We start from the raw sequence: 24487 nt of genomic DNA on the forward strand, positions 1-24487 counted from the left end.
TCCCGCTAGCGTGGTGACATGAGCACGGACACCTCCACGACGCCGGCGCGCCCGGCGGCGGCTCTCGAGCTGGATCCTCGCCAGAGTGCAGTGGTGGCGCTGCCGGCCGATGCCGATGCCGTGGTGATCGGTGCTCCCGGTACCGGCAAGACGGCGACTCTCCTCGAACGTGCCCGTCGGCTGCTCGCCACGGGGGAGCGAGGCACGGACGAAGTCCTGGTGCTCACGCCGTCGCGCCTCACCGCCACCCGTCTGCGCGATGAGCTCGGGTTGTCCGTCGGTCGCGCGACGCCGGGTGCCCTGGCCCGATCCCTCGGGTCGCTCGCCTTCCAGATCGTCCGCGCCGCCATGGTCAGAGACGGCCGCCCCGCGCCGCAGCTGCTCACCGGCGCCGACCAGGACCGCATCGTGGCCGATCTGCTGCATGGAGACGAGCAGGATGCGCAGGAGGGCGTGCGTCCCCAGCGCTGGCCCGGGGAACTTCCTGCCGCAGCCCGCAACGCGAAGGCGTTCCGTTCGGAGCTGCGCACGCTGATCGACGAGTGCACGGAGCTCGGCCTCGCACCGGACGAACTGTCGGTGCTGGGCGAACGATGGGGGAGGCCGGTGTGGACGGCTGCCGCGGGGTTCATCGCGGACTATCGCGATGTGACGGCCCGCATGCGCGCTGCCCATCGTGATGCGGCCGACCTGCTGGCCGAGGCCGCAGCGATCGTGCGCGCCGCGCCTGCGGGATCCGCCGCGCTGGCGGCGCTCGGTCCCGTCGCCCGGCTGAAGACGGTGCTGATCGACGATGCCCAGGAACTCACCCGGGGCGCCATCGGCCTGATCGAGGCACTCCGCTCTCGAGGGGTCTCCGTGGTCGCGTTCGGCGATCCCGACATCGGATCGGGTGCGTTTCGCGGTGTCACACCCGAGCTGTTCGCGCAGCTGGCCGCTCTGCTCGGCGACGTCCACGTCCTCGACGAGCCTCACCGCGCGACACCGGCCATCTCCCGGCTGATCCGCACGATCACCCAGGCGATTGGCGTGGGCGGACGAGTCGAGCACCGTCGGGCCCCGGGCGACGAGCTCGCAGATGATCGAGTCGGCGCGCTCATCGCGGCCAGCCCCTACGAAGAAGCCGATGCGATCGCCCGCACGCTCCGTGACTGGCATCTGGTCCGCGGGGTGGAGTGGGCCCGCATGGCGGTGATCGCTCACGACACCCGCCAGGTCGCGTCGCTGGAGACGGAGCTGGCCGCGCGCGAGGTGCCGACCCGCGCGGCGGGCGTGCAACGCCCACTCGGACGCGAGGTGGTCGTCCGCCAGCTTCTCGAAGTGCTGGAACTCGGCATCCAGGCCCCGCAAGAACGTGATCCGGAGGCGCTCGCGGGCGCGTTGCTGTCACCCTTCGGCGGTCTCGACGCGGTGGGGCTGCGTCGTCTGCGCGCAGCGCTGCGGCATCGGGAACTCGCGGCGGGGGGAACCACGGCAGCGGGGGAGCTGCTGCGGTCGGCCTTCGAGCATCCGCTCGAGTTCGGGCTGCTGGAGGGAGCTGAGGCATCCGCGGCGGAGCGGCTCGCGACTACGCTCGCGCGCGTGGCCGAGGCACATCAGCGCGGCGAGACGGTGCACGAGCTGCTGTGGCTGATCTGGGACCGTTCGCGTCGAGCCGGTGAGCGTCTGGCGGATGCCTGGCGGCGCATCGCCACCACCCCGGGACCCTTCGCCGCCGAGACCGGGCGCGCGCTCGATGCACTGGTGGCGTTGTTCGAGGCCGCGAAGCGTGCGGTGGAGCGCGGCACGGACGCCGACCCGGCCGCCTTCATCCGCAACCTGCTTGGCAGCGATGTGCCCGAAGACACCCTGGCGTCACCGGAGAGCGCGCAGACGGTGGCCGTCATGACCCCGGCCACCGCACTTGGCACGGAGTTCGACGCGGTCGTCATCGCGGGGGTGCAGGAGGGTGTCTGGCCGAACGTTCGTCTGCGCGGCGGCCTGCTGGACAGCTGGCTGCTGGCGGACGCGGTCGTCGCCAGCCGCGCCGGCGACTCCTCGACGGCCGCGCCTCCCGTCTCGGAACGACGGCGCTGGGCGCTGCATGACGAACTGCGGTTGTTCGTCCGCGCCGTCTCACGGGCGCGGACGCACCTGCTCGTCACGGCCGTGGATGACGACGACACCGGCCCCAGCGCCCTGTTCGGATTCCTGCCGGAGCCGGGCCGCACCGACGACGATCGAGCGGGAGGCCATCCACTCACGCTCCGGGGCCTGGTCGCGCGCTATCGACGTGACCTCACGTCCGTGACCACCCCCGCGGCGCAGCGCATCGCCGCCGCGGGGCAGCTGGGCGCCCTCGCGGCAGCGGGCGTGCCCGGCGCGTCGCCCGCGCAATGGTACGGACTCCTCCCCGCGTCGAGCTCGGCGCCGCTGCGCGATCCGGATCAGGCACCCATCCCGGTATCGCCGTCGCGCATGGAGAACTTCGAGACGTGTGGCGTGGACTGGGCCATCCGGTCGCTCGGCGGCGACACGCGAACCTCCTCGAAAGGCCTCGGCACCATCCTGCACGCCGCCATGGAGGAGGTGGCCGACGGCGATCTCGCCGAGTTGCAGCGCGTGGTGGATGAGAGGTGGGGCGAGCTTGAGTTCGAGGCGGAGTGGCTCTCCGTCAAGGAGCGGCGATGGGCCCGCACGCTGGTCGAACGACTGCACCTGTATCTGCAGCGCTTCCGCGCTCTCGGAGCGCAGCGCGTCGGGGCTGAGGCGCCGTTCGAGCTGGCGATCCCGCTCGACGAGGAGGCAGGCACGGAGCATGTGATCGTGCGGCCCCTCGATGCAGAACGGCCGGCGCTGCCGGAGGGCATCCCGTATGCGCTGCTGCGGGGCAGCATCGACCGCGTGGAGGTGTACCCGCCGGGTGCGGGCGAGGACATCCCGCAGGATCCGGATCGTCCGGACGCCGCGCGCGCCATCGTGGTGGACCTCAAGACGGGCCGCAGCGAGAGCCGGGTGCGCAACGAGCTGGTCGAGGACGATGCGCAGCTGGCCGCCTATCAGCTCGCGGTGGGCGCCGGTGCCATTCCGGGAGCCCACCCCGATGAGGCGGCGGGGGCCCGACTGCTCGTGCTCAGCCAGACGCTCAAGGGCACACATTGGCGCGTCGCGCACCAGGCCCCGCTCGGTCCCGAGACCGCGGATGCCTTCGTGCAACGCGTGATCACCGATGCCCGCGGCATGGCCTCGTCAGCGTTCACTGCCAACATCGATCAGCACTGCCGAGTCGATCGTTTCGCGATCTGCGGCATCCACACGGTCAAGGCGGTGAGCGCCTCATGACGCACCGGGACGCTCCAGCCGGTACCGGCTGGCCGGGGGGCCGGGGGCTATCCGCGGCCACGATCGCCGCGGCCCTGGGCCTTCCCACACCGACACCGGCGCAGCAGGAGGTGATCGAGGCGCCTCCCGCTCCGGCGCTCGTGGTGGCCGGCGCCGGATCGGGAAAGACCGAGACCATGGCCGGCCGCGTGGTGTGGCTCGTCGCCAACGGCCACGTGAGCCGAGACGAGGTCCTGGGCCTCACCTTCACGCGCAAGGCCGCAGGTGAGCTGGCGGAGCGCATCATGACGCGCCTTCACCGTATCGACGCGTTCGGCCGCCGCGGTCTGCTGCCGCATCTCGAGGAGATCATCGCAACGGGAGTGCTCGCCCAGACGCCTGCGGACGAGCTGCCCGCCCTCCTGGACCGATTGGCGCGGCGGTATGGCGCTGAGGGAAGCAGTGCGGGCAATTCGATCACCGGTGATGAGCTGCTGCGGCCGCGAGTGGCCACGTACAACGCCTTCGCGGATGCGATCGTCCGCGAACACGCGGCGCGAATCGGACGCGACGCGGAGGCGTCGTTGCTCAGCCAATCCGGTTCCTGGCTGCTGGCTCGCTCCGTCGTCATCCGCAGTGCCGATCCGCGGCTCGCGGATCGCGACAACGCACTGTCCACCATGATCGATGCGGTGCAGAAGCTCGCCGGCGACGCGCTGGACAACCGAGCCGACCTGGACGAAGTCGCGGCATACGGCACCGCGTTCGCGGATCGACTGGAGCCGTACATCAAGACGGACGTCACGCCCGCCAACACGGAGAACGCCTGGGCCGCCGGTCGCGGACTGCCGATTATCGCCGGCCTCGCGCAGGACTACGCTCTCGCGAAGCAGGCCCAGGGAGTGCTGGATTTCGCCGATCAGGTGTCGGGTGCGCTGGAGATCATCGAGACGAGTCCGCAGATCGCGGCCGAACTGCGAGATCAGTACCGGGTCGTGCTGCTGGATGAGTACCAGGACACCTCCGTCCTGCAGACCCAGCTGCTGTCCTCGATCTTCCGGGATCACGCGGTGATGGCCGTCGGCGATCCGCATCAGTCGATCTACGGCTGGCGCGGTGCGAGCGCCGACAATCTGGACGCGTTCGCATCGGCCTTCTCGCGCGAGGTCGCGCACCACACCTACGAACTGATGATCAGCTGGCGCAACGACGTCTCGATCCTGGCGTCGGCCAACGCCCTGCTCGGCCCCCTGCGTGGGCCCGGCCGTCTCGAGGTCGGCGAACTGCAACCGCGCCCCGGAGCCGATGACGGGATCGTCGACCACGTCTGGGCCGAGACGATCGACGACGAGGCCGACGCGGTGGCGGAATGGTTCGCGCGGGTGCGCGCGGAGCACGGTGCCGCAGCGGGCGAGCGCGAGCACACCGGCGCGATCCTGTTTCGCGCCAAGAAGCACATGCAGCTGTTCGCCGACGCGCTCGACAGGCGAGGAATCCCGCACCGCATCCTCGGCCTCGGCGGGTTGCTCTCCACACCGGAGGTCACCGACGTGGTGGCGGCGCTGCGCGTAGTGCACGATCCCGCAGCGGGCTCATCCCTCATCCGCCTCCTCGTCGGGCCACGCTTCGCGATCGGCGTGGCCGACATGGCCGCGCTGCACGCCCTCGCCACGACTTTGTCGCGGCGCGGTGCAGATGGCACCCGGTTCTCGGAGGAGATGCTGGCGCGACTGCGGGGATCTGCGGGCGCCGATGAGCAGCTGTCGATCATCGACGCTCTGGATGTCATCCGCTCCCTGCGTGCCGACCATCCGCTGCTCTCCGAGTTCACCGCGTCGGGACGAGAACGTCTGCGGGAAGCGGGGGAGATGTTCGATCGGCTCCGGCGCTCCAGCGGGCAGTCCGCCCCGGAACTCATCCGCCTGATCGAGTCGGAGCTCCGACTGGACGTCGAACTGGCAGCGAACGAGTCCCGCGGCCCGGCGCGCATCGCGTCCACGCAGCTCCGCGCGTTCGGCGACGAGGTGCGCGCGTTCCTCGACGCCGACGAGCGCGGCACGATCGGCAGCCTCCTCGCCTGGCTTGCCCACGCGGAGGACACCGACGAGCTCATGCCGCGACCGGAGCCGCCGCAGCCGGGCGTGGTCCAGCTCCTCACCATTCACGGCGCGAAGGGGCTGGAGTGGGATGCCGCAGCCGTCGTGCGCCTCGTGGAGGACGAGCTGCCGAAGAGTCCCCGCACCACCATGGGGTGGCTCTCTCTGGGGACGCTGCCCTTCGATTTCCGCGGTGACAGGGACGCCCTTCCTGAACTCGTGATCCCGACCGGCGAGGGCACGACGCGCACACAGATCAACAGGGCGATCGATGACTTCAAGAAGGCGAACAAGGCATATCAGGAGGAGGAAGAGCGCCGCCTGGCCTACGTCGCCGTCACCCGTGCCCGCTCACGCCTGCTGCTCACGGGTGCCGCGTGGGGCGGTCAGACGCGCGCTCGCGTGCCGAGCCGCTATCTGCAGACGATGCTGCAGGCCATCGGCGCCGACGAACTGCCGACGCAACGTGCTGAAGGCGAGAACCCCGTGCAGCACGGTGGCCGCACGATGTCGTGGCCGCTGGACGCTCTCGGGGGCAGGCGGGCCGTCGTCGAGGAGGCAGCGGCTCTCGTGGCAGCCACCCCTCCGGCGCAGCCCTCTCCCGAGCTCGCCCGGCTCCTTCGTGAGCGCGAACTGCGTGCTCTGATCCCGGTGGCCCCGGCTCCGACACGCATTCCGGCGTCGATGTTCAAGGACTACGTCACGGGCTTCCGGCGCACGACGGACGCTCTCGTGCGGCCGCTGCCCGAGCGCCCCTATCCGCAGACCCGGATCGGCACGGACTTCCACGCCTGGATCGAGCACCTCTACGAGATGGTGGGGTCTGGCACCTCGCTGGACGACACACTGTGGGAGAGCGACGACGAGTACGCGGGCGACAGCGTGCTGGTCGCGGCGCCCGATCACGTCGGCTTCGACGCTGATCCGCCCGAGGCCGTTGTGGAGGCACCCGACGCCGAGGCGGAGCACGATTCGGAACTCGCCCGCCACCAGCGCAACTTCCTCCGCTCGGAATGGGCGGGGCTGCGACCGCTGGAAGTCGAGAGCGAGGTGAACTATGTGATGCGCACCCCGGCCGGCGGAGAGCACATCATGATCTGCAAGCTCGACGCGGTGTTCCGGCGTGAGGACCGTGGCGGGCGCATCGAGATCGTGGACTGGAAGACCGGGCGACCCCCGGCTACGCCGCGTGAGCGCCAGGAGCGCCTGCTGCAGCTGGCACACTACCGGGTGGCCTACCACCACGCGCGGGGCATTCCGCTCGAAGACATCGATGTCGCGCTGTTCTACGTCGGTCACGATCTGGTGCTGCGCCCCGAACAGGTCTACACCGAGGAGGAACTCGCGGTGCTGTGGGACGAGGCCGCCGCCGCGTCCGCCGACGGCAGCGCCGCGTCCGCCGGCACGGGGGTGTCAGACGGTATCGCCGTGTCCTGACGGCACCGGCGCGACTGACGGCACCGGCGGGACTGATGGCACCGGTGCTTCTGATGGCACCTGCGCGTCTGTTGGCACCGGCGCGTCTGTTGGCACCGGTGCTTCTGATGGCACGGTTCCCTCTCCGGAATCGCCGCGTCTTGGCGGCACCGGCGCGACTGATGACACCGACGTCTCCGCCGGGATCGTCGTGCCTGTTGGGACGGGCGCATCTGACGGCACGAGTGCGTCTGATGGCACGTGCGCGTCGGATTTCACCAGCGCGTGCGCTTGCATGGCCGTGTCTTGACGGCACCGGCGCGACTGATGACACCGACATCTCCACCGGGATCGTCGTGTCTGATGGCACGGGTGTGGCTGATGCCACGGGGGGTCCGCCGGCATCGCTGTGTCTCGACGGCACTGGCGTGTCTGACAGCACCGTCCCATCCGCTGGCATCGCAGTCTCTGACAGCGCCGACATCTCTGCCAGCGCCGACATCTCTGACAGCGCCGACATCTCTGACAGCCTCGGCGTCTCTGGCGGCATCGCAATGTCCGATGGCACGCCGGCCCTCGCTGACGGCACGGCAACCTTCACCGATGGCGCCGCAGCCTCTGCTGACGGGACCGCGACTGCTGACGACAGCATCTTCCCGGGCGACGTCCCCGCCGCGCGCATCGGCAGGGCCGCGCCGGTCCTGGAGAACGCGGAAGTGACCGCCGGGCACCGATCAGGCGGACTCGGGAACGCGACGTCCCGGGGCGCGTCGCGACGGCGCGCGACTCGTCGGCAGGCGTACGCCGAGATCACGGTGAGGCCGTGCGGCGCTGGGACGACAGGACGTCCGCGCTCTCGCCGAGGTCAGTCTTCTTGTGCCCAGCGGCGGAAGGCGGCACGTTCCGTCTCCTCCAGATCGCGCGACACGCGGCTGGCGGTGTCGGCCGGCAGGACGTCCGCGCTCTCGCCGAGGTCAGTCTTCTTGTGCCCAGCGGCGGAAGGCGGCACGTTCCGTCTCCTCCAGATCGCGCGACACGCGGCTGGCGGCGCCGGGACGACAGGACGCCCGCGCTCTCGCCGAGGTCAGTCCTCTTGCGCCCAGCGGCGGAAGGCCGCCTGGGCGGCGCGTTCCGCCTCCTCCAGATCGCGCGACACGCGGTCGGCGGCGTCGGCCGGGAAGATCAGCGGACCGGAGTCGGTGAGCTTGTTCTCCTCGCGTGCGTCTGTCAGGACCTCATCGTCGGAGACCATCGCGACGCTGCCCGTGACGGGGGAGTGGTCTGAGACGGGAGCCAGTGCGGAGGCTGACGGCATGTCGTCGGCGGTCGACGGAGTCGGCTGAGGGCCGGAATCCCGAAGCGATGGCGACGAACCACCGGGATCGGAGAACGAGGGCGGCAAGACCTGTGCGGCGTTCGGGGCGGCGGGATCAGTGACGTGCCGGACATCGGCGCTCGCCGAATCGGACCACTCCCCGGCGACTTCCGCCCCGTCGCCGAGGTCGACCCGGTCCACGCGGACGCGTTCATCGTCGTAGTACGAGGGATCCAGCGCCTGGGTGGCGTTGGGATCCGCATCCTCGTCCGTGATCTCGACGGCCTCGACACGTCGACGCCCGTCGTCGTAGTACGACGGATCCAGCGCCTGGGTGGCGTTGGGGTCGTCAGCGAAGAACCCGCCGGCGAGCGCCGACGTCTCGGTGGCCTTCGCACCGAGGAAGTCCAGGTCGGCGGGGTCGTACGTGTCGGTGTGCATGGAGGTGTCTACGCCGTGTGATGTCGGCTGCGGCACGGTGCGGAGGGCGGCGAGAGCGTCGTCGATGTCGGCTTTCGCGGTGCGGGGGCGGAGGTCGTCGTCGCGGACGTCCTCCGCGAGGGTGTCCAGCATGGCGGCAGCGTCATCGACGACGTTCGCCTCCCGGGTATCCTGGCCATGCAGCAGCCACCGCGCGACATCGAGTTCGGAGTGCAGACGAGCGCGCGCCAGGATCATCTCGTCCGGTGCCCGGTGGGAGGCGGCGACATAAGACTGGTGCACCGAGTCGATGGCATCCGGCGCGAACATCAGGAACTGCAGATCCACCGCCGGATCGGTGACCTGGAGCGCGTGCCAGTCGACCACGCCCGAGACGGTCGGCACGCCGTCGCGGTCTTCGTAGACGAAGGCCGATGCCGCGGCGCCGCCCAGGGTGACCGCGGGCTCGAACTGCCACATGGTGTCGTCATCCAGCACGTCGCGCCACCGCACCATGAGCCGCACGGGCACACGCCCGGTGGCGGACGACTCATCAAGCACCCGCCGCGCATCCTGTCGCACCTGCTCAGCGCTCCGGTGGGGAAGGCCGGCGTTGCGTACGAACGATGCAGGAAGAGCGTGCACGGCCGCGAGGGTCTCACCCACGGATGCGGCAACGCCGCGACCCGGGGGAATCTCATCCGCGTCCACCTGATAGCCCGGAACGAACGATGTGACGAACACCCGACGACCGTCTAGGGGCCCGACCCCGAGGAAACGCGGCACCTCGAAACCGAGCAGGGCGCGCACGCCGTCGGTGAGGGCGCGCAGGGCGAGCGCCTCCGAAGCCAGTTCCACGTCGACGGCTTCATCGCGGGGGAGACGGACCACCGCTCGGGTTCCATCCGCGAGGGTGACGACGGCGGAGTCGTTACGACCCTCCCCGTGCGCCGACAACGACGTGGTGCCGACGATCTCGACTCCGGGGACTGCGGCCGTGGCCGCCGCGGCTAGAGTGAGAGGAGAGCGTGCCATGTGCTCAGCGTAGGTCGGCCATCGCGGCCCCAGCACACGCCACGCCCGCGAGAAGGGGAGTAGATGGAAGACGCGTCAGCTCCCGGGATGGTCGCCGCTTTCGACCGCAGCGCCGACGAACGCACCGACCCGGATCTGATCACCCGCCTCGTCGCTGACGCAGACACGCGCGTCCTGCTCATCGACGCGGACCGCGCACCCGTCGACGCCGCAGGCGCCCTCGTGCTGGTACCGGTGGCGGTCGCGCTCGACGTCGCCGCTGCGATCGCGGTGGCGGATGCCGCGCTGCCGGCGATGAGCGAGCGGTTCGCATTCCTCGGCCGTCGTGACGGTGTCGCCGTGCTCTTGGCCGCTGTGCCCGGTGCCGCAGAGCTTGCACAGGGTGCGACGACGGATGGCGGTCCGGGCCCGCACCCGACAGCCGTCGGTTCCGTGGCGAACGCGGACGGCTCGCCGATCGCGAACGCCGCGCACCCGCGTCCCACGGCATGGGCGTCGCTGCGAGTACTGCACCCCGTCCTGGCGGCGCCGGACGGAGCTCTGCTGCTCGAAGCCGTGAGCCTGGCACGCTGGATCGTCGATGCCGGGCACTGCGCGTTCTGCGGCGCCGTGACGAGAATCACCACCGGCGGCTGGGCCCGCACGTGTACCGCGTGCGGGCGCGAGCACTTCCCCCGCACCGACCCGGCCGTCATCGTCGCCGTCACGGACGGGGACCGACTGCTCCTCGGCTCCAACGCGATGTGGGAGCAGCGCCGGTACTCCTGCTTCGCGGGATTCGTGGAGGCGGGCGAATCCCTCGAGGAGGCCGTGCGCCGTGAAGTGAAGGAGGAATCCGGCATCGACGTGGAGCACGTCGCCTACGCCGGGTCCCAGGCCTGGCCCTTCCCGCGCTCGCTGATGCTCGGGTTCCGCGCCCAGGCCCGGGACGCGCGAACGGCGCATCCCGACGGCGAGGAGATCCTCGACGTGCGCTGGTTCACCCGGGGGGAGATCCGTGCCGCGTACGCCGGAGACCTCGACCTCCTGCTCCCGGGCAAGCCCTCCATCGCCCACGAGCTCATCTCCGGCTGGGCCGCGGAGACGGACAGCAGCGGACCTGGACCGGCGGCGGGTGAGCGCGCGTGAGCGCGCTGGACGGACTCGACGAGCAGCAGCGCGAGGCGGCGTCGGTGCTGCGCGGGCCGGTGTGCGTGCTGGCCGGAGCCGGGACCGGCAAGACCCGCGTGATCACGCACCGCATCGCCCACGGCGTCGACACGGGTGCGTACTCGCCGAATCGCGTGATGGCGGTCACATTCACGGCGAAGGCCGCCGGGGAGATGCGGGGGCGGCTTCGAGACCTGGGCGTCAGCGGCGTCGCGGCTCGCACCTTCCACGCCACAGCCCTCGCACAGCTCAACTTCTTCTGGCCGCAGGTCACGGGCGAGCCCGCCCCGGGCATCATCGACAACAAGGTGAGGATGCTCGCGCACGCGGCCGACGGCCTGCGGCTGTCCCTGGACACCCCGACCCTGCGCGATGTGGCCTCGGAGATCGAGTGGCGGAAGGTCGCGATGCGCAGCATCGAACAGTACGCGCTCACCGGCCGAACCGTCGGGCGCCTCTCGAGTGCTGAGGTGGTCGACCTCCAGAACGCGTACGAGAAGCTGAAGGACGAACGCCGGCAGCTGGACTTCGAAGACGTGCTTCTCGCCTGCGCGGGGATGCTGGAGGCCGAGCCCCGCGTGACCGCAGCGGTCCGCGAGCAGTATCGGCACTTCACCGTCGACGAGTTCCAGGACGTGTCGCCGCTCCAGAACCACCTGCTCGAATTGTGGCTGGGCGACCGCAAGGACATCTGCGTGGTGGGCGACGCCAGCCAGACGATCTTCTCGTTCGCGGGCGCCGATGCGAAGTACCTCCTGGAGTTCCCTCGCACCCACCCCGATGCCGTGACCGTGAAGCTGGAGCGCAGCTACCGATCCGATCCGTCGGTCATCTCCGTCGCGAACGACCTGATGCGCGGCCGTCCCGGGGCACTGACACTCGCCCCGCAGCGCCCGCCGGAATCGCCGACACCCGTGGTCACCGCCTATGAGGACGAGCGTGACGAAGCCGCCGGCGTCGCCCGGGCCATCGAGAAGCAGATCGCGAAGGGCGCTGCTCCGCAGCAGATCGCGGTGCTGTACCGGGCGCAGGTGCAGTCGGCTGCCATCGCCGACGCGCTCGCAGCCCGCGGCATCCCGACCACGGTGCTGGGCGGGAAGCGCTTCTTCGAGCAGCCAGAAGTGCGACAGGCGGTGCTCGCTCTGCGCGCAGCCGCTGTTGCTCCAGGAGATCGCGGTTTCCTCCCTGATGTCCGCACCGTGCTGCGGGAGATCGGTCTCACGGATGAGCCGCCCCCCGCCGGCGGCGCTCTCCGCGACGCCTGGGAGGCTCGCGCCTCGCTGCTGCGGCTGGCTGAGGCAGCACCCGACGGCACCACCATGCGACAGTTCGCCGAACAGCTTCTGGCACGCACCAAAGACCAGCACGAGCCGGTGCTGAACACTGTGACGCTCTCCACCCTGCATGCCGCCAAGGGCCTGGAATGGGATCACGTGCACATCATCGGCTGGGCTGACGGTCTCCTCCCGATCGCGTACGCGACCTCGTTCGACGCCGTCGATGAGGAACGACGACTCGCATACGTGGGGGTGACACGGGCCGCCCGCACACTGGCGCTGTCGTGGGCGCGGGGGAGCGGCCGGGTCATGCGGAAGCCGTCGCGCTTCCTGCAGGAGATCGGCAGCCGCAGTCTTCGTGCGGCCGGTGTGTCCGCCAGAGTCGCCGGTTCCCGCTCCGCACGCTGACCGAGCGGCTGGTACCGCCACCCAGGTGGCGTGATGCTCCGCCGCGCCCGGCTGCCGCGGCACCGGCCAGCGGGAGCAGCTCCCGGGCGAGGCCGATGGCTTCTCCGAGAACCACCGGGTCGGGCGCAGGGGGCTCGCGTTCGGCCAGTTGCGCGATGAGGTGCGGCCATGCCGGGTCCGCGTCGCGTTCGGCCAATGCCACACAGGACACACAAGCCGTGATGCCGGGGAGCACCGCGGGTCCGACGCGCACGGCATCGAGTTCGAGGACCAGGGGAACGTGCACGACGTCTTCGGCCATCCACGGCGCTGCGGACAGGGGCAGCACGGCGTGTGCGCTCAGCAGAACCACCGGTGGACGATCGCGGAAATCATCACGCGAGAGCCCCGGCAGGGCCGACAATCCCGCCACGACCATGTCGACGACGTCCCGTCCGCGCAGCGCGGGTGCCACCTGCAGGCGAGGCATCATCAGATCAGCCTCCACGCGCGTGAGCGCCGAGCCGATCCGGGCCAGAAACGCATCCAGCTCGTCCAGCGGCGCCCCGAGCCCCTGCGCCGCCCGAGGGAAGTCCTCCTCCGCAATCCCGTGCTCCAGCGCTCGCAGGACCCGTTCCTGCCACCGGGGCGGGTCCGGCAGTGAGGGCTCGGCATAGAGCCCGAGCTGCAGTGTTTGCGGGTCCCGCCAGAGGGCGGGGCGATCATCGTCAAGGCGGAGCATCACGGTCGTCATCACGACATCCTGGAGCTCCGGGCAACAGCCGGGCGGGTTCTGCACAAGCTGACGTGGCGAGTCGCGCCCCGGGACGGTCTGGGGAGGAGCGGACGTGGGCGTGAACGACCATCGGCCGCCGCCGCATTCGCGGCGACGGCCGATGGCCTGAACTCAGACGTGCCTCAGACGGGGCGCGGCCCTTCGGGCCCCTCTTCGCTGCCCGCGGAGTCATCCGTGGCGTCCGGGTCGGTGAAGTCCTCGCCGGAGAGCAGCCGCTCCAGAGCGTCGTCCATCTCGTCGCGGGGTGCGGCTTCACCGCGCGCGGCCGCCTGGAGGCGCTCGATGATGGCGGTGGGGTCGTCGATGTCCTCGGGCGTCGGCAGCAGGTCCGGGTAGTCCCAGAGTCCGTCACGGGCCTCCGACCCGACGGCCTCGGTGATCGCACGCCACATGGCTCCCGCCTCGCGGAGCCGGCGGGGGCGAAGCTCCAGCCCCACCAGGGCGCCGAGCGCACGCTCGGCGGGTCCGCCCACCGCGCGGCGGCGCCGCACGGCTTCCGCGATGCGGCCGGCATCGGGAAGGCGTTGGGTGGCTTCCTCCGTGACGACCTCGACCCATCCCTCGATCACCGCGAGCACGTTCTCCAGGCGCGTGAGCGCGGCCTGCTGGGCCTCCGAGCGCGGCGGCATGAGGGCGCCGGACTCCAGCGCCGCACGCAGCTCTTCGGGGTTCTCGGGGTCGAACCGGTCGGCCATCGACTCGAGGGCGCTGGTGTCGACTTCGAGACCGCGGGCGTAGTCGGTGAGCTGGGACAGCACGTGCAGGTGCAGCCACCTCGCGTGACGGAACAGCCGGGCGTGGGCGAGTTCGCGAGTGGCAAGGTACAGGGCCAGCTGATCCTCGGGGATCTCCAGCCCCTGGCCGAAGTCGGCGAAATTCTGCGGGAGAATAGCGGCTTCGCCCACCGGGAGCAGCGGAATGCCGACGTCGCCGCCGGAGACCACCTCCTTGCTGAGGCGGCCGATCACCTGTCCCAGCTGCGCGGCGAACAGCGAGCCGCCCACCGAGCGCATGATGCGCCCGGCGCCTTCCACGACGCCGCGCATCTCCTCAGGAGCCTGCTGGCCCAGGGCATCCAGCAGCGCATCCGTGATACTTGTGGCCACCGGCTCCGCGGCCTCCTGCCACACGGGCATCGTCTGCTCCACCCAGTCGCCTCGGGTGAGGGAGCGGGCGGGTTGCGCGAGCGCGCTGATGCTGGTCACCGCGCTCAGCCACAGATCGGCGAGCCCGAACGCCTGATCCAGATCGGTGCGCTGACCGCTCGTGACGCTCAAGCCGTCCTGGTTGGCGATGTGCAGCGCCGCGGTGCGCGCCGAGTCCCAGGGGATCCCCCCGTCGGCTCCGGCGAAGGCACCCTGCATCTGCTGCATGAGCCCGGCCAGCATGGCGGGGTCGATGTTCATACCGGTGAGCTTCTGGATCTGCTCGGGATCGATCTGGCCACCCGCTCCGAAGAGCTGGCGCAGCAGTTCCTGGAAGTCGTCTTCCGGGGAACGGTCCTCGTCTGTCACGTCAGCCGCCTTTCAGCGCTTTGCTGGGGTTGCGTTCTACGCTAGTCGCCGGACGGAGCCCGACGAGCGGGTTCGTGCATTCGGCTGTACGCCGCTCGCGAACGTCCTTCCCGGAAAGGAAATCGTGACGTTCTTCGACCCGAACATGCAGGAGCAGAGCATGCCGACGAACGCATCCGGACAGCGCTGGCGCCCCTCGCGACGGACCCTGTTCGGCTATGGGGCGCTGGCCGTGGCACTGGTGTGCATGTTCGGATTGAGCATCCTGCCGTCGGGCTATGTCATCGAGATGCCGGGGCCCGTCGTCAACACCCTCGGTTCCCAGGAATCGGACGGGGAAGAGGTCCCTCTCATCACCATCCCGAACGAGACCACGTACGAGACGGCCGGAACCCTGTCGCTGACCACCGTCTCGGTGCGCGGCAACCGTCAGTCCACCCCCAGCTGGTTCGAGCTTGCCGCAGCGTGGTTCGATTCCTCCAAGGCCGTGCTCCCGCTGGACGCGGTGTTCCCGCAGGGCGTCACCACCGAGCAGAAGCAGCAGCAGGATGCTCAGATGATGACCGATTCGCAGTCTGCGGCAACGGCTGCGGCGATGACCGAACTCGGTCATCCTGTGCAGACCACCGTCACGATCCCCCTGGATCCGGCGGAGGATGCCCCGGCGGCGGGCCATCTGAAGGCCGGCGACGTGATCGCCCGGGTCAACGGCGTCGCCCCCTCCGGGTCGCAGGACGTCATCGCCGCCGTCACGGGGAGCGAGGGCAAGCCCGTCACCTTCACGGTGCTGCGCGGCGGCGTCGAGACCGACGTCACGATCACTCCGCAGCAGGCCACCGTCAACGGGGAGACGCGCTGGCTGGTGGGGGCCTCTCTGTCGGAGTCGTATCAGTCGCCCATCGAGGTCGACATCAAGCTCAACGACATCGGCGGCCCGAGCGCCGGCATGATGTTCGCGCTCGGGATAATCGACAAGCTCACACCCGGAGAGCTCAACGGAGGCAAGAACGTCGCCGGGACCGGCACCATCGACGCGGCCGGCAATGTCGGTGCGATCGGCGGTATCGCCCAGAAGATGTACGGAGCCCGCGATGCCGGGGCCGAGTACTTCCTGGCTCCCGCCTCGAACTGCAAGGACGTTGTCGGACACATCCCCGACGGGCTGACGGTGATCAGCACCTCCACACTGCGCGAGTCCGTCGATGCTCTCGACGTGATCGCCTCGGGCACGGGTATCGACACGTTGCCGGGTTGCTCCGCGTAGCCGGCATCGTCGGACGACATCCTCAGGGATCATGCTCAGGCGGCCGCGCCTAGGATGAAGGGGTGACCACAGCCTCAGCGCCGAATCAGGCCACCCCCAGCACCGGGCGACGCGTCGTCGTCATCTCACTCGTGATCGTCGCGGTCCTGCTCGCAGCCTTCTTCCTGTTCTCCAGCGTCTTCGCCGACTTCCTCTGGTACGGCCAGCTCGGCTTCACGGGCGTGCTGACCACTCAGTGGGTCGCACGGATCGCGATGTTCGCGATCGGATTCCTGGGAATGGCCGTTCCGCTGTGGACGGTGATACAGCTGGCGTACCGGATGCGTCCGGTCTATGCCCGGCTCAGCTCTCAGCTGGATCGCTATCAGGAGGTCATCGAGCCGCTGCGCCGGCTGGCGATGTGGGGCGTGCCGATCTTCTTCGGCGTGTTCGCGGGACTGTCGGCGGCGAACCAATGGCAGACCGCTGCGCTCTGGTTCGCGGGTGTGAAGACCACCGACGTCGATCCGCAGTTCGGTCTCGACACCGGCTTCTACATGTTCGCGATGCCGTTCTATCAGGCCGTGCTCGCTTTCACGTCCGCCGTGCTCCTGCTCTCGCTGCTCGTCACCGCCTTCGTCTCCTACCTCTACGGCGCCGTCCGCATCGGCGGTGGCGAGCTGCGCATCTCCAAGGCCGCTCGCATCCAGCTCGCGGTCGTCGCTGGTCTGTACCTGCTCGTGCAGGGCGTGAGCCTCTGGCTCGACCGCTACGCCACACTGGCCGACTCCAATGCGTCCGTCACCGGCAACGCCCTGAACATCACGGGCCCGACCTACACCGTCGCCAACGTCACCATTCCGGGTCTCACGATCCTGTCGATCGTGGCCATCATCGTGGCGATCCTCTTCTTCGTGACCGCGGTCATCGGCCGCTGGCGCTTCCCGCTGGCCGGGACCGCGGTGCTCATCGTGGCCGCTCTCGTCGTCAACGTCGCGATGCCCTGGGCGGTGACCACCTTCCAGGTGAAGCCGAACCAGATCGAGTCGGAGAGCCAGTACTACCAGCACAACCTCGACATGACGAAGAAGGCCTTCGGGATCGACACGGTCCAGAAGACCGACTTCCAGGCCGAGACCACCGCCGAGGCCGGCCAGCTGCGTGCCGACGCCGAGACCACCGGCTCCATCCGCATCATGGATCCGGCAATCATCAACCCGACCGTTCGCCAGCTCGAGCAGGTCAAGCCGTACTACCGCTTCCGTGACACTCTGGACGTCGACCGCTATCAGATCGACGGGAAGACGCAGGATGTCGTCGTCTCGGTTCGTGAACTCGACATGTCCCAGGCTCCGTCCAACTGGCAGAACCAGGCGCTGATCTACACGCACGGCTACGGCATGGTCGCGGCGGCGGGCAACCAGCGCACCGATGACGGCAGCCCGAAGTTCCTCGAGCAGGGCATTCCCGCCACCGGCTTCCTCACCGAGCAGAACCCGGACTTCCAGCCCCGCATCTACTTCGGTGAGTACTCGCCGCTGTACTCGATCGTCGGCGCGCCGAAGGACTCCGCGCCGGTGGAGATCGACTACCCGCGTGCCAGCGATGGGGACTCCGTCACCAAGACGACCTTCGACGGCGACGGCGGGCCGAAGCTCGACAACATCTTCACCAAGCTCATCTACGCGATGAAGTTCCAGGCCGGCGACATCCTGTTCTCGAACAACGTCAACGATCAGTCGCAGATCCTGTACGACCGTGACCCGGCCACGCGAGTCTCGAAGGTGGCGCCGTACCTGACCCTCGACAAGGACCCGTACCCCTCGGTGGTCGACGGCCGGATCGTCTGGATCGTGGACGGTTACACCACCAGCGCCACCTACCCGTACTCCTCGGGTGTCAGCCTGACCGATGCGACCAGTGACACCAAGGCGACCGGGCTGATCATCCCGGACAAGATCAACTACATCCGTAACTCCGTGAAGGCCACGGTGGACGCGTACGACGGCCATGTAACGCTGTACGCGTGGGATGAGGAGGACCCGGTGCTGCAGACGTGGCAGAAGGTCTACCCCAACACCCTCAAGCCGCTGACCGAGATGAGCGGCGAGCTGATGAGCCACGTGCGCTACCCGACCGACCTGTTCAAGGTGCAGCGCAGCGTGCTGGGGACGTACCACGTCGACAAGGCGCCGTCCCTCTTCCAGGGCGACAACCTCTGGTCCACGCCGACCGATCCCAACGCGGCGGAGACCGACCAGAAGCTGCAGCTGCCGTACTACCTCACCATGAAGATGCCGGGACAGGACGAGCCGACCTTCTCGATGTTCTCCAGCTTCATCCCGCGCCCGATCGATGCGGCCAACGCCCGCAACGTGCTCACCGGCTACCTCGCCGTGGATGCGGATGCCGGGGCGGAGGCGGGCAAGAAGAGCCCCGATTACGGCACGCTGCGCATGCTCGTCATCGACAGCGACACGACGGTGCCCGGCCCTGGCCAGGTGAAGAACTCGTTCGACACCGACGACGCGGTGACCCAGTGGGTCAACATCCGAAAGGTCGGTGGCGGGACCCAGATCCTGTATGGAAACCTGCTCACCCTCCCCGTGGGTGGCGGTCTGCTCTACGTCCAGCCGGTGTACATCCAGTCCACGGGCGCCACGAAGCTGGCTCGCCTGCAGAAGGTGCTGGTGTCCTTCGGCGACAACGTGGCCTTCGAGGACACCCTGAGCCAGGCACTGGACAGCCTGTTCGGAGGCGACTCGGGCGCGCAGACGGGTGACACCGACGTGACGCCGGTGGAGACGGATCCGGACGCCCCGGTGACGCCGGAGCCCACGCCTACGCCGGGGCCCACGCAGAGCCCCGGCGCCACGACCGAGCCGACGACGGCACCGTCGATCGACACCTCCACCGTGGAGGGTCAGCGCGACGCACTGCTGCAGGAGGCCAAGACCGCCCTGAGCGATCGTCAGGCCGCGATGTCGGCGGGCGACTGGACCAAGTACGGCGAGGCGGACAAGCGCCTGACCGAGGCCCTCGACAAGCTGATCGCCCTCGACGGGAAGTGAGACACGCGAAGGGGCGCCTGCTGCGGCAGGCGTCCCTTCGCGTGTCCGCCTACGCTCCGACCTGGTACTTGAAGCCGATATGCGAGTCGGTGAAGCCCAGGCGCAGGTAGAAGCGATGTGCGTCTGCGCGGGCACTGTCGGACGTCAACTGCACCAGGTCCGCTCCGGTCTGCGGGGCCGCGACATCCATGACCCAGCGCATCATCGCCTCGCCGGTGCCACGCGAGCGCAGATGGCTCGCCACGCGCACCGCCTCCACGAGAAGACGTGTCGCTCCGCGTCGCGCGAGCCCCGGAATCAGAGTGAGCTGGAGGGTGGCGATGACACGTCCCTCCGCATCGGCACCCACAACGATGTCGTTCGCCGGGTCCTCGATCACGGTGCGCAGCGCTCGCGCGTAGTGCGGCCGGTCGGATGCGTCGTTCCTGTCACCGCGGGCCGCGCTGACGGGGTCGTCGGACATGAGCCGCATCAGGTCGTCGAGGTCATCGGTCGTGGCGTGGCGGAGGGTGATCTCGCCGTCCCGGGTCGGGAGGGTCAGCGGTAGAAGGAGTGAGCGGAGCATACGCTCATCCTTCCAGCCCCGTCAGCGGCGTCGGAGGTCGCCGCGTGTCGCCGCGTTGCTTCTCGTTACCGCGACGCACGGGGCACGGCGCGCCGAGTGCCTAGGCTCGCCCCCATGACAGCTTCCCCCTCGCCCACGACCATCGATTCCATCCTCGACGTCACCGCCGACGAGCGCGCGGAGCGCCTGACCTCTGCCGGCTCGGCCTGGGCGCAGCGCATCGACACCGATGTGTCGGCTGCTCAGCTCACCTATCGTGTCCGGGGCGCGGGGGAGGGTGCCGTCGCCACCGCCGTCCGTGCGGGCGCGCACGCGTTCATCGTCGACGAGCCCGCCGCGCTCGCCGGAGATGACGCCGGCCCGAGCCCTGTCGAGTACGCCCTGGGTGCGCTGATTTCCTGCCAGGTGGTCGTGTACCGGCTGTACGCCCACGCGCTGGGAATCGGCGTCGACGACATCCGTGTCGACGCCGAAGGCGATCTCGATGCGCGGCGCCTGTTCGGCATCGACGAGTCGGTCCGCCCCGGCTTCACCGCGGTCCGCCTGACCGTGTCCCTGGAAGGTCCTGAGCCCGAGGAGCGTTACGAGGAGCTGCGCCGCGTCGTGGACGAGCACTGCCCGGTGTTCGACCTCTTCGCCAACCCCACACCGATCGATGTGACCGTCCGCAAGGTCTGAAAGGCAGAAGGCCCTCATCTTCCGATGAGGGCCTTCTTCTTGTTGCGGGGACAGGATTTGAACCTGCGACCTCTGGGTTATGAGCCCAGCGAGCTACCGAGCTGCTCCACCCCGCGGCACGGGATCCAGCTTACCGGCTGGGCTTCGCCGAACCCTAAAGCGCGCTGTGAGCGGGCGTGTTGCCGGAGCAGCGAAAGCCGAAGGCCCCTGATCGAGTGATCAGGGGCCTTCTCATTGTTGCGGGGACAGGATTTGAACCTGCGACCTCTGGGTTATGAGCCCAGCGAGCTACCGAGCTGCTCCACCCCGCGGCACATCACTAGCCTAACACGCATCCCCGGGGCGGGGCGCATCGAGGCGCTTCCCGGGCGATTCGTCCTGCCACGTCCCGGGCGTCGCTAGGCTGGCCGCGACGTGGACGAGCACCGAACACCGGGAGTGATGCGATGACAGGAACGACGGTTGCCGTGGCGCAGTTCGCTCCGGGCACGGAGGACAACGTTCCTGCGATCACCCGGCTGGTGGCGGAGGCGGCGGGGCGGGGTGCCCGGCTCATCGTGCTTCCCGAATACTCGGCGTGGTTCGAGGCGCCCTTCTCGGATGCGCTGATGTCTCATGCCGAGTCGCTGGACGGCCCGTTCACCCGGGAGCTGTCCCGCCTGGCGGAGCGATTCGGCGTGTGGATCGTGGCCGGTCTCATCGAGCGTGCCGAGGGCACGCGCGTGCACAATACGGTGGTCGCCGTGGATGCGCGCGGGGTTCAGGCGGCCTACCGAAAGCAGCATCTGTACGACGCTTTCGGCGATCGCGAGTCCGACCGGATCGCTCCCGGAGCTCTCGACAGGCCGCAGCTCTTCCGGCTGGACGATCTCACCTTCGGCCTGATGACGTGCTACGACCTGCGCTTTCCCGAGAGTGCGAGGGTTCTCCTCGACGCAGGCGCGGATGTGATCGTGGTGCCTGCCGAGTGGGTGCGCGGTCCGCTCAAGGAAGACCACTGGAGCACGCTGGTGCGCGCACGGGCGATCGAGAACACGGCGTTCGTCGTGGCGGCGGACCAGACCCCGCCGATCGGGGTCGGGCGATCGATGATCGTCGACCCGTCCGGAATCGTGCTGGCTGCACTGGGCACGCAGGAAGCCGTCGCGCTCGCAACGCTGGATCGCGCCGAACTCGAGAGGGTTCGTCATGTCAATCCGGCACTGGAATTGCGTCGCTTCCGGGTGGCGCCGCGAAGCGAGCACGCTGGCTAGAGCGTCGTCGTGTACGCCGAGAGGCGGCGCATCCCGTCCTCAACCACGCTGGGACGCTTGCAGGCGGCGAAACGCACGAGCGAGTTCCACTGTGCATCGCCCGACGTCACGAACGCCGTGAGCGGGATCCCCACGACGCCGCCGTCGACGGCGAGTGCGCGGCAGAAGGCGGCCGCGTCTCCAACACCCAGCGCGGAGACGTCGGCGACCGTGAAGTACGTTCCGTCGGGTGCATGCGTCTGCAGGCCGGCGCTGCGCAAGCCGTCATTCAGGATTCGCGCCGTGTGCTGCATATCACCGGCGAGCGCGTCGAAATAGGCATCGGGAAGACGCAGCCCCACCGCGATCGCCGGCTGGAACGGCGCGGATCCGGAGAAGGTGAGGAACTGTTTGACCGCCAGGACCGCCTCGATCAGATCGGCAGGCCCCGACACCCAGCCCACCTTCCACCCCGTGGTGCGGAACGTCTTTCCGCCGGAGGAGATGCTGAGCGTGCGCCCGGCAGCCCCGGGGCGCGCCGCGATCGGGTGATGGGCGCGTCCGTCGAAGAGCAGATGCTCGTACACCTCGTCGGTGACGATGATGGCGTCGTGGCGCTCAGCCAGTCGGACGATCTCGTCCCGGGTCTGGTCGTCGAAGGCGACGCCCGTGGGGTTGTGCGGGTCGTTCACCAGGATCACCCGAGTGCGATCGGTGACGGCGGCAGCCAGCTGCTCGAGGTCCGGACGAAAGTCCGGCCAGCGCAGCGGTACCGTGCGCAGGCGCGCGCCGGCCAGCGCCACGCAGGCGGCGTACGAGTCGTAGTGCGGCTCGAAAACGACCACCTCGTCGTCCGGACCGTCCAGTAGCGCGAGCAGTACGCTCGCCAACGCCTCGGTGGCACCGGCGGTGATGATGATCTCGCTCCCCGGGTCCGGCGCGAGCCCGTAGAAGCGCTGCTGGTGCTCGGCGATGGCGAGTCGCAGATCGGCATCACCGCGGCCCGGCGGGTACTGGTTCACTCCGCGGGCGATCGCCTCCCGTGCCGCGTCCAGGACTTCGCCCGGGCCGTCGGTGTCGGGGAAGCCCTGACCGAGGTTCACCGCGTTCGTCTTCACCGCCAGGGCAGACATCTCGGCGAAGATGGTGGGGGAGGGCGCGCCGTCTGCGGACAGCAGCCCGGCACCCCGAGCTGCTCGACGCCAGGCACCGGGAATCGTTCGCATGCGGCCCAGGTTAGTCGCATAGGTGGAATCCACCCGCAGCATAAGAAACGCACAGAAACCGGGTGCACTCTGAAAGAGCTTTCGGAGAAGGAGCAATCATGAGCGACAACCGCGATGACCGTCACGACAATGTGTCGAACCCGTACCACACGAACCAGCCCGTGTCGCCGGCCGTCGGCGCTCCCGAGCAGCAGCAGTCGCTGAACTCGGATGCTGTGCCCGCCGCCCCCGTGGCGCCCGCGACTGCGCTCTCCGAGACCGCGCCCACCGCGCCGGTGTCCTCGGCACTCCCGCACTCCCAGACCGCGCCCACCACGCCACTCGGCGGGGGGTACGCGGCACCGGGCGGGTATCCGGCCGCACCGCAGGGCGGTGCTCCTGCCGCGGCACCGATGTACGGGGTGACGAGCCCGGCTCCGGGCGCCCCCGGGGGGCACACGCACCACCCGCAGTACGGTGCCGCGTTCGGTTCGCCCACGGCCTCGGCCGCCTCGTATGCTGCGCCGTCGCCGCTCGGTGTGGCGAGCGAGCCGAAGCGGAAGTCCCGAACCGGCATGTTCGTCGGTGCGCTCGTCGTCGGCGCGCTCGTGTGCGGCGCAGCCGGCCTCGGCGGCGCATGGGCAGGCCAGTCGCTGTTCGCCACCAGTGCGTCGCAGTCGGCATCGGGCCCGCAGACGGTGACCATCAACAACCCGGACAGTGTGAACCAGGTGGCAGCCGTCGCCACGAAGGTGCTGCCCAGCGTGGTGACCATCTCCGTGGACGCGGGGCAGAGCGGTGGCACGGGCTCCGGCGTGGTGCTCAGCAGCGACGGCTACGTCCTCACGAACACGCACGTGGTGACGCTCGGCGGCCAGACCGCGGACGGCACCATCCACGTCACGACTTCCGACGGTCGCATCTACACCGCCACCGTGGTGGGCCTGGACCCGCTCTACGACCTCGCTGTCATCAAGCTCACGGATGCGTCCGGGCTCACACCCGTGACGTGGGGCGACTCCACCAAGCTCAACGTCGGTGAGACCGCGGTGGCCCTCGGAGCGCCGCTAGGCCTGGACAACACCGTCACCCAGGGCATCGTGTCGGCTCTGAACCGGTCGATTCAGATCCAGTCGTCGGCCGTGCCGGACTCCACCCCCGACCAGTCGCAGCCGGATCAGCAGCAGAACGGTCAGAGCCCGTTCCAGTTCGATCTGCCGGGACAGCAGACGCAGACCCAGGCTCAGGGGTCGATCTCCATCACGGTGATCCAGACCGACGCGGCCATCAACCCCGGAAACTCGGGCGGCGCGCTCGTGGACGGTGAGGGCAAGCTCATCGGCATCAACGTGGCGATCGCTTCGGCGGGATCCTCGTCCGGGTCCGGCGAGTCCGGCAACATCGGCGTGGGCTTCGCGATCCCGGCATCGGTCGCCCAGCGCGTGGCGGAGGAGATCATCAGCAACGGTTCCGCCTCGCACGGTCTGCTCGGCGCCATGGTCGGCGATGCGTCGGCGGTGCAGGGAGCCACCATCGAGGGCGCCGTGATCTCGTCGGGAAGCTCCACCAGCGCGGGAATCGTCGCCGGTGGTGCGGCTGAGGCGGCCGGCCTGAAGGAGGGGGACATCATCACGAAGTTCAACGGTGTGCCCATCACGAGCGGTGTGGACCTCACCGCCCAGGTGCGTGCCGCGGCCGCCGGCGCCTCCGTGCCGGTCACCTATGTCCGCGACGGCAAGACCGAAGAGACGACCGTCACCCTCGGAACGCTCAAGTAAACCGGCCGGA

15 protein-coding genes and 2 tRNA genes are annotated in these 24487 nt (G+C 69.4%); 9 read left to right on the plus strand and 8 right to left on the minus strand.

Annotated features, from left to right (window positions below; genetic code table 11):
* Nucleotides 1-18: 18 nt before the first annotated feature.
* Both LQ566_RS00990 and LQ566_RS00995 read left to right on the plus strand, forming a co-directional pair.
* The gene (locus LQ566_RS00990; protein ID WP_231089678.1) at nt 19-3321 is read left to right on the plus strand and encodes a UrvD/REP family ATP-dependent DNA helicase; all 3303 of its coding nucleotides are present in this window, start codon (nt 19-21) and stop codon (nt 3319-3321) included.
* Nucleotides 3318-6833 (plus strand): ATP-dependent DNA helicase, encoded by a 3516-nt coding sequence (locus LQ566_RS00995; protein ID WP_231089679.1) that lies wholly within the window; start codon nt 3318-3320, stop codon nt 6831-6833. Before LQ566_RS00990 ends, LQ566_RS00995 begins: the two co-directional genes overlap by 4 nt.
* Before the next feature lie 844 nt (nt 6834-7677).
* On the opposite strand, the gene LQ566_RS01000 is transcribed toward LQ566_RS00995, so the two are convergent.
* Nucleotides 7678-7821, minus strand: coding sequence for a hypothetical protein (locus tag LQ566_RS01000; protein ID WP_231089680.1), 144 nt, complete (start codon nt 7819-7821; stop codon nt 7678-7680).
* 75 nt (nt 7822-7896) lie between these two features.
* Nucleotides 7897-9582, minus strand: a complete 1686-nt coding sequence (locus LQ566_RS01005) for a phosphotransferase (RefSeq protein ID WP_231089681.1) — start codon at nt 9580-9582, stop codon at nt 7897-7899.
* Nucleotides 9583-9645: 63 nt separating this feature from the next.
* Here LQ566_RS01005 and nudC point away from each other — a divergent pair, with 63 nt between their 5' ends.
* Nucleotides 9646-10710, plus strand: coding sequence for an NAD(+) diphosphatase (gene nudC, locus LQ566_RS01010; RefSeq protein ID WP_231089682.1), 1065 nt, complete (start codon nt 9646-9648; stop codon nt 10708-10710).
* A complete protein-coding gene (locus LQ566_RS01015) occupies nt 10707-12416 on the plus strand; it encodes an ATP-dependent helicase (protein ID WP_231089683.1) in 1710 nt (569 codons plus the stop codon). Before nudC ends, LQ566_RS01015 begins: the two co-directional genes overlap by 4 nt.
* On the opposite strand, the gene LQ566_RS01020 is transcribed toward LQ566_RS01015, so the two are convergent.
* Complete coding sequence (locus tag LQ566_RS01020) at nt 12316-13149, minus strand: hypothetical protein (RefSeq protein ID WP_231089684.1); 834 nt, start codon at nt 13147-13149, stop codon at nt 12316-12318. The two genes, LQ566_RS01015 and LQ566_RS01020, sit on opposite strands and share 101 nt — an antisense overlap.
* A 164-nt stretch (nt 13150-13313) precedes the next feature.
* Complete coding sequence (locus tag LQ566_RS01025; protein WP_231089685.1) at nt 13314-14705, minus strand: zinc-dependent metalloprotease; 1392 nt, start codon at nt 14703-14705, stop codon at nt 13314-13316.
* Between the two features lie 160 nt (nt 14706-14865).
* Here LQ566_RS01025 and LQ566_RS01030 point away from each other — a divergent pair, with 160 nt between their 5' ends.
* Together LQ566_RS01030 and LQ566_RS01035 are read left to right on the plus strand one after the other, a co-directional pair.
* A complete protein-coding gene (locus tag LQ566_RS01030; protein WP_231089686.1) occupies nt 14866-15969 on the plus strand; it encodes a YlbL family protein in 1104 nt (367 codons plus the stop codon).
* A 62-nt stretch (nt 15970-16031) separates the two neighbouring features.
* A complete protein-coding gene (locus LQ566_RS01035) occupies nt 16032-19019 on the plus strand; it encodes a UPF0182 family membrane protein (RefSeq protein ID WP_231089687.1) in 2988 nt (995 codons plus the stop codon).
* 49 nt (nt 19020-19068) lie between these two features.
* Here the strand turns inward: LQ566_RS01035 and LQ566_RS01040 are convergent, their stop codons facing one another.
* Nucleotides 19069-19584, minus strand: a complete 516-nt coding sequence (locus tag LQ566_RS01040) for a GNAT family N-acetyltransferase (protein WP_231089688.1) — start codon at nt 19582-19584, stop codon at nt 19069-19071.
* A gap of 114 nt (nt 19585-19698) precedes the next feature.
* On the opposite strand from LQ566_RS01040, the gene LQ566_RS01045 reads away from it, so the two are divergent.
* Nucleotides 19699-20262 carry an OsmC family protein gene (locus tag LQ566_RS01045; protein WP_231089689.1) on the plus strand — a complete coding sequence of 188 codons (564 nt, stop codon included), beginning with the start codon at nt 19699-19701 and terminating at the stop codon, nt 20260-20262.
* Between the two features lie 42 nt (nt 20263-20304).
* On the opposite strand, the gene LQ566_RS01050 is transcribed toward LQ566_RS01045, so the two are convergent.
* Both LQ566_RS01050 and LQ566_RS01055 read right to left on the minus strand, forming a co-directional pair.
* A tRNA-Met gene (locus LQ566_RS01050) sits at nt 20305-20378 on the minus strand.
* A gap of 121 nt (nt 20379-20499) precedes the next feature.
* A tRNA-Met gene (locus tag LQ566_RS01055) sits at nt 20500-20573 on the minus strand.
* A 135-nt stretch (nt 20574-20708) separates the two neighbouring features.
* On the opposite strand from LQ566_RS01055, the gene LQ566_RS01060 reads away from it, so the two are divergent.
* Nucleotides 20709-21515: a carbon-nitrogen hydrolase family protein gene (locus tag LQ566_RS01060; protein WP_231089690.1), complete on the plus strand. Its 807-nt coding sequence runs from the start codon at nt 20709-20711 to the stop codon at nt 21513-21515.
* Here the strand turns inward: LQ566_RS01060 and LQ566_RS01065 are convergent.
* A complete protein-coding gene (locus LQ566_RS01065; RefSeq protein WP_231089691.1) occupies nt 21512-22720 on the minus strand; it encodes an aminotransferase class I/II-fold pyridoxal phosphate-dependent enzyme in 1209 nt (402 codons plus the stop codon). The genes LQ566_RS01060 and LQ566_RS01065 overlap by 4 nt on opposite strands.
* A gap of 98 nt (nt 22721-22818) precedes the next feature.
* Here LQ566_RS01065 and LQ566_RS01070 point away from each other — a divergent pair, with 98 nt between their 5' ends.
* A complete protein-coding gene (locus tag LQ566_RS01070; protein WP_231089692.1) occupies nt 22819-24477 on the plus strand; it encodes a S1C family serine protease in 1659 nt (552 codons plus the stop codon).
* Nucleotides 24478-24487: the final 10 nt, after the last annotated feature.

It is taken from the genome of Microbacterium nymphoidis, assembly GCF_021044885.1.
Lineage (GTDB): Bacteria > Actinomycetota > Actinomycetes > Actinomycetales > Microbacteriaceae > Microbacterium > Microbacterium nymphoidis.